The sequence below is a fragment of the Rhodoferax sp. TH121 genome, from assembly GCF_002251855.1.
Taxonomy (GTDB): Bacteria; Pseudomonadota; Gammaproteobacteria; order Burkholderiales; family Burkholderiaceae_C; genus Allorhodoferax.
Map to the genome: position 1 here is coordinate 623,100 of NZ_NOXW01000020.1, position 15,061 is coordinate 638,160.

Genomic DNA, 15,061 nt, shown 5'->3' on the forward strand with positions numbered 1-15,061 from the left:
AAAAATGACGCCCTGCGGGGCGTCATTTATTTTCGTTTGGATACCGATTTACGAGGGACCGCTTTGCTCTTGACTTGAGAAAGCACTAGTCCTGTATATCCGCCACCTGCAAGGTCTAGAGCTTCTCGGTAAATGTCGCTTGCTCTCTTATCAGGATCCACATTGGAATCTTCACTTGGAGTGTATGGGTGCTGTGGATTTAGTACGTCAAAAATTTGCCCGCCGTTCAGCGAGGTGCTCACTTTAAGGTCGAGACATCGAATCATTTTAAGAAGCTCCTCAGGAGAATATGGTCTTGGATTGGTGGTTTTATTTCGGCTCGTGTCTTCAAGATAAATACCCCTAAGAAGCCTTCCAAAATCCCGCAATCGATCCTCAGCATCTTTGAGCTGTTTTGCCAAGCTGCCTTCAAGGTTGAAAAGCATCGGTGCGATCTTGAATGTGATAGCAACATCGTCATGACCTAACTTGATCGACAGACGGCGGTCATCTTGAATTTCCTGTCCTTTGGCTCGTAGAAGGTGAACTTCCGAAAACTGCTCCCGCTTCGGATAAGAGGTGATGCTGACCAAAAAGCGTGGTGGATTGGGTTCGTATTCTTCGGCGTGGGGTTTGTAGGTTTGCAAGAAATGCTCGGCGGCCGCGGTCGTCATATCGGAAGTTTCATCTTTGGCGTATTCTTGGTACCGCTTGTCCCGTCGCAGGAATTCCCACATCCACATTTCCGTTTGCCATTTCTCCCAGTTGGAGTACTCATTCAGGTTCTTTCCTGTTGGACGTCTCCATTGGCCCACTTTATTGGTCAAGTGGAGAGGGCGATGCGGTCGATCACCATCAGAATCTGCGCTACCGTCGCTACTAGAAAATCGGCTTCGCCATTTAAGTGCCAGTGGCCCAGCAGGGGTATGAAGTTCGCGCTCGTCACCAGGACCACTAGTGATATGCAAAGTTGTTGGATCTTTCCGTGACCGTCCAAGCAATGGACGAGATGTGGCTTTACGGTCTTTCCTTTTTTTCATATCAATGATTTTGAGTATGGTGAAGTGACCAATCCCATTCAGGTCGACTTTGTGTGAGCATGATCTTTCTCTACGAACTGAGCCCAGTCGTTCATCAATTTGCGACGCTTGGCCAACACATCACCACGCCAGTAGGCTTGTTCGGTTTGATCGCCAGGCAAATGTGACAATGCAACCTCCAGTAGTTCTCTGGGGTGGTCGGTTAGCTCAGCTCCCCAGTCCCTGAACGATGAACGAAAGCCGTGCATGGTGTAAGGCAAGCCCAGTCCTTTGTGTAGAAGGCTTGTAAATACTGCATCGCTAAAGGCCTTGCCCGTCTTCGGATGGCAAAAGACCAGTTGCCTATTGCCAGTTATCAATCGTGCTTCTTCGAGTATTTCAACGCAGCGTGCAGGTAAGGGAACCCTATGTTCTTTGCCAGCTTTCATTCTTGAGCTTGGAATTTTCCATAGTGCTTCGTCTTCGGAAAATTCAGCCCAAGTCATCAAGCGTGCTTCACCTGAACGTGCAGCTGTAAGAAGAGTGAACTCAAATGCCAGCTTGACAATTGGTCGACTAGCACTTTGACGAAGGGCAGTGACAACCTTTGAAACTTGGTCGATAGGGCATGCGGCATGATGTGATTTCTCGCCTGAACGCGCTGAACCAAGTACCCGGTCAATCTGCCCCCACATGGCATGGGGGTAGTTGGGATACAGGTCCCTTGAGGCAGCCCAATCCAACACGGCATGCATCCGTTGCTTTACGCGACTTGCCGTTTCTGGCTTGACCTTCCATATCGGTTCAAGCACGCCCAGCACCTCTGGCTTGCCAATGTTGTGCACTTTCATTCTCCCAATTTTTGGAAAAGCATAAGTGCGTAAGGTGTTAATCCATTGCGCAGCGTGCTTGGCGTTCTTCCAGTTAGTGGCCTCGCGTAGATGGTATTCCTCAGCACATTCCTTGAAAGTAACCTCTGTGGCTCGCTGCAAAGCAAGCTCACGGGCGCGTTGTTCTCGTTCGTCAATTGGGTCGCGCTTGTCCCTGACTGTTTGTCGCAGTTTTCTAGCTGCCTCTCGTGCTTCAGCAAGAGTCAAGTCATTAAGAGAGCCAAGTCCCATGCTGCGAAGCTTGCCCTGTAAACGATATCGAAACACCCACGATTTATTGATTGCTGGACCCGATGCACTTTCAGCTTTGCGCTTGGAAAGAGATACTTGGAGGTAAAGGCCACCTCCATCGTGGTAAAGATCAGGCGTAGTTAGTCGCTTGATACCTAGTGGCGTTAGCCGATCACGAGCTGTACTGTAAGGACGCGCATCCGTTGACTTTATGAATGAGGATGGTTCAATACCATCGGGTTCGATGGAGGTTGATTGAATATCTGTATGCATATTCAATTATCTGATGGTCTTGGATAACAATCAACACCATTGGATGAACAGATTGCGCTGTATGTCTCATCTGCTATGGATTTTGTCGCTCAACTGGAGTTTCCGAGACTCACTTGGACAACATGGCAAGCGGTCTCCGTCTCCGCCAAAGTTGAAAAATGCCCGATCAATGATCGGGCATTTTTTTCGTCCCTGTGTGACGCACTTCACACAAGCCTCCCAATCGCGCCCTGCATGGCAGCTATCATGCAACGCAGCCACATGTGGCTTGGCGTCAGGCGTATTGGCGATTCCGATTTCATTTCAGGAGGGCGCGTACATGAACACAGAAGTCATTTGGACATTTCTCACCACGCAAGGCGCGGATTTTGGTTTGAAATTGCTAGGGGCCTTGGGTGCCTGGATTGTTGGGCGCTGGCTGATATCGCTAGCCTTGCGTTTGCTGGGGGCAGCCTTGCAGCGCGGGGGCAAGGTGGACCAGACCCTAGCCAATTACCTGAATTCCATTTTGTCCGTGATTCTGAACGTGGTTCTGATCTTGGCGATTTTGGACATATTCGGTGTGCAGACCACTTCATTTGCCGCTTTGCTTGCAGGTGCCGGTCTGGCAATTGGCACCGCTTGGGGCGGCTTGCTCACCCACTTTGCAGCGGGTGTGTTCATGCAGGTGTTGCGCCCCTACAAGGTGGGTGATTTTGTAACTGCAGGTGGCGTAACGGGTACCGTCAAGGAGCTGGGTCTGTTTGGTACCACCCTGATCACTGCCGACAATGTGGTCACCATAGTGGGTAATAACACCGTGTTCTCGGGCTCCATCCAGAACTTCAGTACTTTGGCGTATCGCCGCGTGGATTGCGTAGCCAAGGTGGCCAATGGGGTGGATGTGCTCGACGCCATTGCACGTTTGCGTGCTGCTGTGGCGGCGATTCCCAACGTGGCTGCGACGCCCGCACCTGACATTGAGATTCTGCAGTTCACTCCAGAGGGCCCATTGCTGTGCGTGCGCCCGTATACCCATACCGATCACTACTGGCAGGTCTACTTTGACACACACAAAGCAGTGGTAAGTACGTTTGGCGCAGCAGGTTATCCCGTACCAGAGACGCCGATAGTGCATCGGACACTATAAAACAGGGCAACACCAATACAAAGGCCGCCTGATAAGGCGGCCTTTTTGCATGGAGCCAAGCTTGGTCTAGAAGGTGATACCCGCGGGGTTGGACGGTGCTTGCGCCGGCGGTGCTACAGGTTCTACGGGTGCCTCGGCGGGTTTTGTTGCCGAATTGGTGGGGGTGGTCGGTTTTTGCACCGCAACCAGCGGCGTTGGGGAGGCAAAGCGGTAGGCTTTGGGAAGCGCTGAGGCTGCGGGATAGCCGGCCGCATTGAGGTATTGCGACCACTCCAGGTCGGAGAACCCTTTGAGCTTTTGTCCTCCAATCGTTGCATAGGGGAGGGATTTGTCGCCGGCCAAGCGCTGCAGGGCTTCCAGGTCTTCTTGCGTGCTCACGGTTCGCTCGGCGAAAGGGATGCCCCGATTTTTCAGCAGCGCACGGCCTGCATCGCAGGGGGCACAGCCGGTTGCTGTGTAAAGGGTAACGGGGTATTTGGACGCCACTTGGCGCAATTCGTAAGGGAGGTCGGGGCCAGAGTTGCCACCGCCTGATGCCGTGCCACTTGCGGCTACTTTGCCTTTGTCTGCCGAAGCTGGAGGCTTGTCGGAAAACGTGACCTTGCCATCCGGCCCCACAATTTTGTAGACCGGTTGGGCCAGGCTGGTCTGGCCTAGCAATGCCAGTGCCAGGGTGCCGATGAGGGTGATGCGGGTCTGCATGGTCATGGGGTTATCCTGCAAGGTGTGTGTCAACAAGAATTCAGGGCTGCGCCATGCCTTGGTGGCGTAGCAGTGCATCCAGTGAAGGTTCACGGCCACGGAAGGCCTTGAACGACTCCATGGCCGGACGGCTACCGCCCGCCTCGAGAATGGCCTTCCGGTATTGTCGGCCGGTTTCGGGGTTGGGCACGCCCTGGGCATCGGCAGATTCTTCAAATGCGGCGTAAGCGTCCGCACTCAGTACCTCCGCCCATTTGTAGCTGTAGTAACCCGCGGCATAACCGCCCGCAAAAATATGGCTGAAAGTGTTGGCGGTCCGGCTCCAGGCAGGAGGCTGCAAGACCGCAACCTCTTGGCGCACTTGCTCTAGCAGGGGCATGAAGTCAGCTGCAGGGTCGTGGTCGGTATGCAGCAGCATGTCGAACAGTGAAAACTCGATTTGGCGCAAGGTCTGCATACCGCTCTGGAAGTTTTTGGCCGCCAGCATTTTGTCAAACAATGCACGGGGCAGTGTCTCACCGGTGTCCACGTGGGCTGTCATGTGTTGCAGCACACGCCATTCCCAGCAAAAGTTTTCCATGAACTGGCTAGGTAGCTCCACCGCATCCCACTCTACGCCGCTAATGCCAGACACATCGCGTTCGTTCACTTGTGTCAGCATGTGGTGCAGGCCGTGACCGAATTCGTGGAACAGGGTGGTGACGTCATCGTGTGTGAGTAGCGCGGGCTTGCCGTCTACGCTTTCCGCAAAGTTGCAGACCAGATGGGCTACCGGGGTTTGCAGTTGGCCAGTGTCGGGGCGCAGCCAGCGCGTGCGCACATCGTCCATCCAGGCGCCGCCACGCTTGCTACTGCGGGCCGTGGGGTCCAGGTAGAACTGGCCCACCAGTTGCAGGCCTTGGGCATTACGTCGTTCGATCCGGTAAAACTTCACACCGGCATTCCACACAGGGGCGTTGTCTTCGCGGATTTCCACGTCGAAGAGGGTTTCCACAATCTTGAACAGGCCTGCCAGCACTTTGGGTGCCGTGAAGTACTGTTTGACTTCCTGTTCGCTGAAAGCGTAGCGCGCTTCCTTGAGCTTTTCAGAGATATAGGGCCAGTCCCAGGCCTGCGGGTCGTTCAGGCCGAGCTCAGTACGGGCAAAGGCGCGCAGGTCGGCAATGTCTTGCTCGGCAAAGGGGCGTGCCTTGCGCGCCAAGTCACGTAGAAATGCGATCACCGTGGCAGGAGAATCCGCCATCTTGGGCACTACGGACAGTGCGCCAAAGTTGGCGTATCCCAGCAGATGTGCCTCCTCTTGGCGCAAGGCCAACAGCTCGCGGATGATGGTGCTGTTGTCGAATTTTTGGAACTCGGGCTCTGCTTCGGTGGAGGCGCGGGTGACGTAGGCACGGTACAGCACAGCCCGTAGGGCGCTGCTCGTGGCAAACTGCATCACGGGCAGGTAGCAGGGCATCTTCAGTGTGAGTTTGTAGCCTGCTTTGCCTTCGGCCTGGGCCGCGGCATGTGCTGCTTGCACCACATCGGGTGGTACACCGTCCAGCTCAGCCTCGCTGGCGTAGTAGGCAAAGGCATCAGTGGCGTCCAGGGTGTTTTCGCTGAACTTCTGACCAAGTTCGGCCTGCTTTTCCTGGATGGCTGCAAAACGCTCGCGCTCGGCACCTTGAAGCTCGGCACCGCCCAGTACAAAGTTGCGCACAGCGTTTTTGTGGGCCTGCAGTTGCTCGGGGTTCAACGCCGTGGTGTCAATGGCTTTGTATTTGGCGTAGAGGCGCTCATCTGCCCCCAGGCGAGTCCAAAATTCGGTCACTTTGGGCAGCGCCTCATTGTAGGCCGCACGCAATTCTGGTGTGTCGGCCACGCTATTGAGGTGGCTTACCGCGCCCCAAGCCATGCCGAGCTTTTCAGTGGCGACGTCAAGTGTCCGGGCGATGGCATCCCATTCGGCGGGGAAATCGGTGGCTGCCACAGTCTCCAATGCCTCTTCGGCCTGGGCCAGCAGCGCGTCTACGGCGGGTTCCACATGTTCTGGCCGGATTTGGTCGAACAGGGGCAGGCCGGTGGCGTTTAACAAAGGATTCATGGTGGTTGGGACGGGGCAGTGAAACTCAAAAGCAGATGGGGTCTGGCCGGGCTTATGCAAGATCACGCAGGGCCGCATCGCGCTCTGCGGCTTCCAACGTGTTGACCAGCAACATGGTGATGGTCATGGGGCCCACGCCACCAGGCACCGGGGTGATGTAGCCGGCTACTTCGCTCACGCCAGCAAAATCCACGTCGCCGCAGAGTTTGCCCGCGTCATCGCGGTTCATGCCCACGTCGATGACCACGGTGCCGGGTTTGACCATGTCGGCGGTGAGCACATTGCGCTTGCCTACGGCGGCCACGATCACGTCAGCTTGCAGGGTCATGGCTTTCAAGTTGACGGTGCCGCTGTGGCAGATGGTGACGGTGGCATTTTGTTGCAACAGCATCATGGCCATGGGCTTGCCCACGATGTTGGAGCGACCAATGACGACGGCATGCTTGCCCTTGAGGCTGTAGCCAATGCTTTCCAGCATCTTCATGCAACCGTAGGGGGTGCAGGGCCAAAAACCGGGTTGGCCCACCATGAGCGCGCCAGCACTCGCTACGTGGAATCCGTCCACGTCTTTGGCGGGCGAGATGGCCTCGATCACCTTGTGCGCGTCAATGTGTGCAGGCAAAGGCAGCTGCACCAGGATGCCGTGGATGCTGGGGTCATTGTTCAGCGCGTCCACGCGGGCCAGCAATTCAGCCTCGGTCATGGAGGCCTCATACTTTTCCAGTATGGAATGCAATCCGGCATCTGTGCAGGCCTTGACCTTGTTGCGAACATAGACTTGGCTGGCTTGGTTGTCGCCAACCAGGACCACGGCCAGCCCGGGAGTGAGTCCGCGGGCCTTGAGGGCTGCGGTACGGGTGGCGACGTCGCCGCGGAGTTGGGCCGCCAGGGCGTTGCCGTCAATGGTCTGTGCGGGAACTGTCATGGTCGATTATTCAAGTAAAAACGCCCGCAGCGGAGGCAGAGCGGGCGTAAAGTGCTATAAAAAGTGAAGTTTCAGGTTTTTGGGGCGTTCTGGCCCAAGGCAATCTTGAGCAGATCGGCCACCGTGTTTGCGCTGAGTTTTTCCATGATGTTGGCGCGGTGCGCCTCCACCGTTTTGATGCTGATGCCCAAGTCGTCGGCAATCTGCTTGTTCAGGCGGCCGGCAACAATGCGTTCCAGAACCTGGCTTTCGCGCAAGGTGAGCTTGGAGAGAAGTGCGTCGCGGCTGACGGCGAGCTGGTAGTCGGCAAAGGTGTCCTTGGCGTGCTCCAGCATGCGTTCCACCAGGCTGACCAGTTGGTCTTCTTTGAAGGGCTTCTGGATGAAATCCATGGCGCCCTTTTTCATGCTGTCCACGGCCATCGGCACGTCACCGTGGCCGGTGATGAAGACGATGGGCAGGGGAGACTTGGCTTCGATGAGGCGGCTTTGCAGTTCCAGGCCGGTCATGCCACCCATGCGGATGTCGACAATCAGGCATGCCACCTCGCGCGCGTCGTAGCGGCTCAAAAACGATTCGGCGGAATCAAAGCAGCGAACCCGATACCCCTTACCCTCCAGCAGCCACTGCAGGGAGTCCCGCACTGCTTCGTCGTCATCGACTACGTAAACCGTTCCTTTTTTGGGGATCAAGCTCATTCAGTTATCCGAGGTTGGGTTGGGGGGCAGGAGGCTCTGCATAGGTCAGGGCGCTACCTTCGGTCAGAGGCACCCAAAAAGAGAAGCGGCACCCTGACACTTCCGTGCCATTGTAGATGTTCTCCGCAGTCATTCGCCCAAGGTGAGACTCGACAATGGAGCGGCACAAAGAGAGGCCAATCCCCATGCCATCGGCCTTGGTGGAATAGAAAGCTTCGTAGAGCCTCGCCATGACTTCGGGTGCCAGGCCTTTGCCTGTGTCCTGCACTGAAAACTCGATGACAGGCTTGTTGTCAATGTGGCGCGGCAATACCCTCAGTTCGACGATGCGATCTGCGGTTTGGCGCAGTGCTGAATCAATGGATTCGGCCGCATTGCGCAGCAGGTTGACCAGCACTTGCTCGATAAGGATGGGGTCCACCATGACCATGGGCAGGCGCGCTGCCACATAGTGGTTCAAGCGCACATTGAAACGGCGCAGCTCGATTTCAGCCAGCTCCACGGCTTCAGCCACCATGATCGCCACTTCGGAAGGCGTGCGGTTAGGCTCGCTGCGTTTTACGAAGGAACGAATGCGCTGGATGATCTGGCCCGCGCGCTGGGCCTGTTTGGCAGTCTTTTCCAAGGCTCCCAGCAGGTCCTCCTCGGATATCTGCTTTTCTTTGATGCGCGACACCATACCATTGCAGTAGTTGTTGATGGCGGTCAGGGGCTGGTTCAGCTCGTGGGCCACGCTCGAGGCCATCTCGCCCATAGTGATGAGCCGGCTGGAGGTTTGTGCCCGCTCGGCCTGGATGGCCGCCTGCTCTTCGGCCAAACGGCGGGTGGTGATGTCGGTGGCAATCACCATCTGCGCCAAGCGACCATCGACCCAGCTCAGATACCGGGTGCGCACTTCCAGCCATTTGCCCAGCGCCGTGATGAAGATTTCTGCACTCTCTGAATCGCTGTCTGGCAAAGCGGTGGTGGGCAGGCCGGCAAACGAGTCCACGCTGTCTGACGCTTCGTCATTGGTCGTGTTCATGGGTACGCCAGCCTCTGCCACCAGCTGCAAGTGGCCACCTGCCTGTACCCCAAACCATTGGCGGTACAGTTTGTTGGCGAACAGCAGCTCGTCGCTGCCCAGTGGTGCCACAGAGATGGAGGCGTCCAACGCCTCTAGCACGGTGGTGAAGCGTTGGTGTGATGCCGAGAGCTGCTCGCGCACCCGGTTCGGCTCGGTGATGTCGGTCATGGACGTGACCCAACCTGTTTGTGTCCCCATCGCGTCAATCAGCGGCGACACATACAGCCGGGCGTCGAAAAGTGTGTTGTCACGCCGTTTGACGCGGACCTGAATGCCGCCCGGCGTCGTGTTGCCATGCATTTCTTCTTCCAGACGAGAAGCCAGATTGTCCCGGTCACTGTCGGGCCAATAGGGGAAGGGGGCTGTCCGGCCCACCAGGTCGGATTCGCTCCAGCCTGTCATCTGGCAAAACGCAGCGTTGACGTAGGTGATTCGGCCTTGCAGGTCCATGGCGCGCATGCCGGTGAGCATGGAGTTTTCCATGGCGCGGCGGAAGTTGGTCTCCGACATCAGGGCTTGTTGTGCCTGTACGCGGCGGCGGGTGTGGCGCCAATTGGCAATCAGCATCCAAGCTGTCATCACGCTCAGGGCGCTGACCAGCCAAAACAGACCACTGCCGATGACCCCCAGCGAGGCCCGGTAGGCCTGCGCCCGGATCACCAGCCCAGCGCCTACTGGCGAGACCGGCATGGCGTATTCATTGGCAGGGTTGCTCCAGGGCATCACACGGCCTACCAATTTGCGGTCCGGAATGCTGGTGCCGGCCAAAAGTTTGCCATTGGCGTCTTGCAGCGAAACCGCGTAGCGCGCGGAAACTTCCGATGGCACCCCATAGCGGTAGAGGCCATCCACCGAGTATTCCGTCAGTAGCACCCCTGAGAAACGTCCCCGTTCGTTCAGCGGGACGAACATTTGCAGCATGGGTGCCTCGTCCTTGGCCCGTGGGGGCTGGATGTACAGGGGCTGGTTGACTTCGCGCGTCAGGGTGTAGCCCGCTTCACGTGCGCCAAAGGACAGTACGTCGTTGCTGGACTGCAAGCTGCCCGAGAAATTGCCACCCATACCCAAGCTAGCGCGGGTGCGTTGTTTGTCATCCACCCAGGCCATGCCCTGTACCTCGGGGTACTGGTCCAGCATGGCGGCGGCACGTTGCCGGAAATCGTCCAGGTCCAACTCGCGGTTCGAGATTTCGCGGGCTATCCGCATGATTTGTTCTTGCCGCTCCAGCAGGCGCAGGCGCAGGCGCTGTTGGGTGTACTCCACATCCCGTTGTACGGCTTCTTGCTCGCGGTCCATCTCTTCCACGCGCAAATAGCCCAGTGCCGAAACAATGGCTGCAAAAAACAACAACACGGCCGCCAGCGGAGCCAACATGGCCACACGGTCTTGGCGGTGTGGCGTGAGCCGATGCCACCAACGGCGTGCGCCATCGACGGAGGGCAGGGCGATGGGTTTTGGCAATGAGATCACTTTGTGCAAGGGCATACGCCGAGTGTAGGGGAGGGGCGCCGTAGCCCACGGCGCATGTGCTGCAAAGCAGCAATAAATTCCACAATAAGAAATGGGTTGGCATGATTTGAAATTCTCAAATAAATATGAGAAACTAGGTACACCGCACTAAATTACGCCAAAGTACCAAGAAGGAGACATCGATGGCTGCAGTTCCCCAAAACCCTTTGGGTACGTCCGATGTGGACGGTCAGGAAACCCGTGAATGGATGGACGCGCTCAGTGCCGTCATCGAAGCTGAAGGCCCCGAACGCGCCCATTTCCTGCTGGAGCAACTGCTCGAGCACGCACGCCAAAAGAGCATCGACATGCCTTTCTCGGCTACCACCGGCTACGTGAACACCATTGAGCCCCAGGACGAGGAACGTTCCCCCGGCAATCTGGAAATTGAAGAGCGCCTGCGCGCCTATATGCGCTGGAATGCCATGGCCATGGTTGTGAAGGCCAACCGCCACAACCCCGCAGATGGTGGGGACTTGGGTGGTCACATCGGCTCTTTTGCATCGCTGGCCAGCCTGTTCGGCGCCGGCTTCAACCACTTCTGGCACGCTGAAAGCGAAAACCACGGTGGCGACTGCCTCTACATCCAGGGTCACGTGTCCCCCGGTGTGTATGCCCGCGCCTACCTGGAAGGCCGCCTGACCGAAGAGCAGTTGCTCAACTTCCGCCAGGAAGTGGACGGCAAGGGCTTGTCGAGCTACCCGCACCCCAAGTTGATGCCCGAGTTCTGGCAGTTCCCCACTGTGTCCATGGGCTTGGGCCCATTGATGGCGATTTACCAGGCCCGTTTCCTGAAATACCTGCACGCCCGCGGCATTGCCAACACCGAAAACCGCAAGGTCTGGGTGTTCTGCGGCGACGGCGAAATGGACGAAGTGGAATCCTTGGGCGCCATCGGCCTGGCTGCCCGTGAAGGCTTGGACAACCTGGTCTTCGTAATCAACTGCAACTTGCAGCGTCTGGACGGCCCGGTGCGCGGCAACGGCAAGATCATCCAGGAACTCGAAGGCGAATTCCGCGGCGCCGGCTGGAACGTGATCAAGCTGCTGTGGGGCTCCGGTTGGGATCCTTTGCTGGCCCGCGACAAGGAAGGCGCCCTCAAGAAAATAATGATGGAAACGCTGGATGGCGACTACCAGGCCATGAAGGCCAACGACGGTGCCTACGTGCGCAAGCATTTCTTCGGCAAGGACCCCCGCACGCTGGAGATGGTCTCCAAAATGTCCGATGAAGAAATCTTCGATCTGCGCCGCGGTGGCCACGATTCCAAGAAGGTGTACGCCGCCTTCCACAAGGCCGTAAACCACAAGGGCGAACCGACGGTCTTGTTGATCAAGACCGTCAAGGGCTTCGGCATGGGCAAAGCCGGTGAAGGCAAGAACACCGTGCACCAGACCAAGAAGCTGACCGACGAAGACATCAAGGCCTTCCGCGACCGCTTCAATATCCCCGTGCCGGACAGCGAGTTGCCCAAGGTGCCGTTCTACAAGCCTGCAGACGACACCCCTGAAATGAAGTACCTGCATGAGCGCCGCAAGGCCTTGGGTGGCTATCTGCCGCACCGCCGTACCAAAGCGGACGAGAGCTTCACCGTGCCGTCCCTGGAAACCTTCAAGGCTGTGATCGAACCCACTGCCGAAGGCCGTGAGATTTCCACCACCCAAGCCTATGTGCGCTTCCTGACCCAATTGTTGCGCGACCAGGCTTTGGGCCCCCGCGTGGTGCCGATTCTGGTGGATGAGGCCCGTACCTTCGGTATGGAAGGCTTGTTCCGCCAAGTGGGTATCTACAACCCCGCAGGCCAGCAGTACACCCCGGTCGACAAAGACCAGGTCATGTACTACAAGGAAGACAAGGCCGGCCAGATCCTGCAAGAGGGTATCAACGAAGCCGGCGGCATGAGCAGCTGGATTGCAGCGGCCACCAGTTACTCCACCAGCAACCGCATCATGGTGCCGTTCTACGTGTACTACTCGATGTTCGGCTTCCAGCGCATTGGTGACTTGGCCTGGGCGGCTGGCGACATGCAAGCCCGTGGCTTCTTGTTGGGCGGCACTTCCGGCCGTACCACCCTGAACGGAGAGGGTTTGCAGCACGAGGATGGCCACAGCCACATCATGGCCGGCACTATCCCGAACTGCATCTCGTACGACCCGACCTTCGCCCACGAAGTCGGCGTGATCCTGCACCACGGTTTGAAGCGCATGGTCGAGAAGCAAGACAACGTCTTCTACTACCTGACCCTGTTGAATGAAAACTACCCCATGCCCGGCCTGCAGCCCGGCACGGAAGAGCAAATCATCAAAGGCATGTACCAGTGCAAGGCCGGCCCTGCGCTCACCAAGAAGGCTCCCCGCGTACAACTTTTGGGCTCCGGCACCATCCTGCGCGAAAGCATTGCGGCGCAAGAGTTGCTGGAAAAAGACTGGGGCATCGGCGCCGACGTGTGGAGCTGCCCAAGCTTTAACGAACTGACCCGCGACGGCCAGGACGCTGACCGCTGGAACCTGCTGCACCCGCTGGAAACACCGCGTGTGCCTTTCGTGGCCGAGCAACTCAACAAGTCCACCGGCCCCGTGATCGCGTCTACCGACTACATGAAGGCCTATGCCGAGCAGATCCGTCCGTTCGTGCCCAAGGGCCGTACGTACAAAGTGCTGGGTACCGATGGCTTCGGCCGCTCCGACTTCCGCAGCAAGCTGCGTGAGCACTTCGAGGTGAACCGCCATTACATCGTGGTTGCCGCCCTGAAGGCCCTGAGCGAAGACGGTACCGTGCCGGTGGCCAAGGTGGCGGAAGCCATCGCCAAGTACGGCATCAACGCTGACAAAGTGAACCCCCTGTACGCCTAAGCACCGGAGACAAACAATATGGCAATCGTAGAAGTACAAGTCCCGGACATTGGCGACCTCGACGAGGTGGCGGTGATCGAGGTAATGGTCAAAGTCGGGGACACGGTCAAGGCCGAGCAAAGCCTGATCACCGTGGAGAGCGACAAGGCCTCCATGGAAATCCCTTCCAGCACCGCCGGTGTGGTCAAAGAGATCAAGGTCAAGCTGGGCGACAAGGTCAAGCAAGGTTCTGTGGTGTTGGTGCTGGAAGCCGAAGGTGCTGCTGCAGCTCCGGCTGCGGAATCAAAAGCGGCTCCAGCGCCGGCAGCGTCTGCGCCAGCAGCTCCTGTTTCTGTAGCGGCAGCCCCGGTTACAGCGCCAGCGGCCTCCGGCCCTGTGAATGTGCTGGTGCCCGACATCGGCGACTTCAAAGACGTGGCCGTCATCGAACTGCTGGTCAAAGTTGGCGACACCGTTAAGGTGGAGCAGAGCCTGATCACCGTGGAGTCGGACAAGGCTTCCATGGAGATTCCTTCCAGCACCGCCGGTGTGGTGAAGGAAATCAAGGTCAAGCTGGGTGACACCGTCAACATCGGTGACTTGGTGGTGATTCTGGAAGGCGTGGCTGGTGCCGCAGCCGCCCCTGCTGCGGCTCCCGCTGCGGTTGCCGCCATGCCTGCTACCCCCGCCGCAGCTCTGGCGCCTGTGGCTGCTGCTGTGGCAGCGCCTGTCGCTGTGGCCGTGCCCGCGCACGCGCCCGGAGGCACCACGCTTGGTTTGCCCCATGCATCCCCATCCGTGCGCAAGTTCGCCCGCGAACTGGGCGTGCCGCTGAACGAAGTCAAGGGTTCCGGCCTCAAGGGCCGTATCACCGAGGCTGACGTGCAAGGCTTCACCCGTTCCGTGATGAGTGGTGCGGTACAGACCTTGGCCATTGCAGCCCAAGCCAAGGTTGCCGGCAGCAACGACGGCGCCGGCCTAGGCTTGATCCCTTGGCCGAAGGTGGACTTTGCCAAGTTCGGCCCGATCGAGCGCAAGGAAATGTCCCGCATCAAGAAGATCAGCGGTGCCAACCTGCTGCGCAACGCGGTCATGATTCCGGCCGTCACCAATCACGACGACGCCGACATCACCGACCTCGAAGCCTTCCGCGTCTCTACCAATAAAGAGAACGAGAAGTCGGGCATCAAGGTCACCATGCTGGCTTTCCTGATCAAGGCCTGCGTGGCTGCGCTCAAGAAGTTCCCCGAGTTCAACAGCTCGCTGGACGGCGATGCGCTGATCTACAAGCAGTACTACCACATCGGTTTTGCGGCCGACACGCCTAACGGCTTGGTGGTGCCTGTGATCAAGGATGCCGACAAAAAAGGCATCTTCCAGATCAGCCAGGAAATGGGTGAGCTGGCCAAGAAGGCCCGTGATGGCAAGCTCGGCCCTGCCGACATGAGCGGCGCGACCTTCACCATCTCTTCATTGGGTGGCATTGGTGGCCGTTACTTCACGCCCATCATCAACGCGCCTGAAGTCGCTATTCTGGGCGTCTGCAAGAGCCAGATGGAACCCGTGTGGGATGGCAAGGCTTTCCAGCCACGCCTGATGCTGCCCTTGTCGCTGACCTGGGACCACCGCGTGATCGACGGCGCCGCGGCTGCCCGCTTTAACGTGTACCTGGGCCAGATCCTGGGTGACTTCCGCCGCGTGCTGCTCTAAGACAGGAACCTGA

10 protein-coding genes are annotated in these 15,061 nt (G+C 57.9%); 3 read left to right on the forward strand and 7 right to left on the reverse strand.

Annotated elements, in window-relative coordinates; all coding sequences use genetic code 11:
• Positions 1-26: 26 nt before the first annotated feature.
• Together CHU94_RS09000 and CHU94_RS09005 are read right to left on the reverse strand one after the other, a co-directional pair.
• Positions 27-1,019 carry a hypothetical protein gene (locus CHU94_RS09000; RefSeq protein ID WP_141211431.1) on the reverse strand — a complete coding sequence of 331 codons (993 nt, stop codon included), beginning with the start codon at positions 1,017-1,019 and terminating at the stop codon, positions 27-29.
• A gap of 38 nt (positions 1,020-1,057) precedes the next feature.
• Positions 1,058-2,392 (reverse strand): site-specific integrase, encoded by a 1,335-nt coding sequence (locus CHU94_RS09005; RefSeq protein ID WP_094478884.1) that lies wholly within the window; start codon positions 2,390-2,392, stop codon positions 1,058-1,060.
• 319 nt (positions 2,393-2,711) lie between these two features.
• On the opposite strand from CHU94_RS09005, the gene CHU94_RS09010 reads away from it, so the two are divergent.
• Entirely contained in the window at positions 2,712-3,521 is an 810-nt protein-coding gene (locus tag CHU94_RS09010; RefSeq protein WP_094478886.1) for a mechanosensitive ion channel family protein, read from the forward strand.
• A 66-nt stretch (positions 3,522-3,587) separates the two neighbouring features.
• Here the strand turns inward: CHU94_RS09010 and CHU94_RS09015 are convergent, their stop codons facing one another.
• The 5 genes from CHU94_RS09015 to CHU94_RS09035 all read right to left on the reverse strand — a co-directional run bounded on the left by CHU94_RS09015 (position 3,588) and on the right by CHU94_RS09035 (position 10,483).
• Positions 3,588-4,223 (reverse strand): glutaredoxin domain-containing protein, encoded by a 636-nt coding sequence (locus CHU94_RS09015; RefSeq protein ID WP_094479358.1) that lies wholly within the window; start codon positions 4,221-4,223, stop codon positions 3,588-3,590.
• 40 nt (positions 4,224-4,263) lie between these two features.
• Positions 4,264-6,309 (reverse strand): M3 family metallopeptidase, encoded by a 2,046-nt coding sequence (locus CHU94_RS09020; protein WP_094478888.1) that lies wholly within the window; start codon positions 6,307-6,309, stop codon positions 4,264-4,266.
• A 52-nt stretch (positions 6,310-6,361) separates the two neighbouring features.
• Positions 6,362-7,234, reverse strand: coding sequence for a bifunctional methylenetetrahydrofolate dehydrogenase/methenyltetrahydrofolate cyclohydrolase FolD (gene folD, locus CHU94_RS09025; RefSeq protein ID WP_094478890.1), 873 nt, complete (start codon positions 7,232-7,234; stop codon positions 6,362-6,364).
• 71 nt (positions 7,235-7,305) lie between these two features.
• The gene (locus tag CHU94_RS09030; RefSeq protein WP_094478892.1) at positions 7,306-7,932 is read right to left on the reverse strand and encodes a response regulator transcription factor; all 627 of its coding nucleotides are present in this window, start codon (positions 7,930-7,932) and stop codon (positions 7,306-7,308) included.
• Between the two features lie 4 nt (positions 7,933-7,936).
• Entirely contained in the window at positions 7,937-10,483 is a 2,547-nt protein-coding gene (locus CHU94_RS09035; RefSeq protein WP_217901296.1) for a PAS domain S-box protein, read from the reverse strand.
• A gap of 167 nt (positions 10,484-10,650) precedes the next feature.
• On the opposite strand from CHU94_RS09035, the gene aceE reads away from it, so the two are divergent.
• Together aceE and aceF are read left to right on the forward strand one after the other, a co-directional pair.
• Entirely contained in the window at positions 10,651-13,359 is a 2,709-nt protein-coding gene (gene aceE, locus CHU94_RS09040) for a pyruvate dehydrogenase (acetyl-transferring), homodimeric type (protein WP_094478894.1), read from the forward strand.
• An 18-nt stretch (positions 13,360-13,377) separates the two neighbouring features.
• Positions 13,378-15,048 carry a dihydrolipoyllysine-residue acetyltransferase gene (gene aceF, locus CHU94_RS09045; RefSeq protein ID WP_094478896.1) on the forward strand — a complete coding sequence of 557 codons (1,671 nt, stop codon included), beginning with the start codon at positions 13,378-13,380 and terminating at the stop codon, positions 15,046-15,048.
• Positions 15,049-15,061 lie beyond the last annotated feature (13 nt).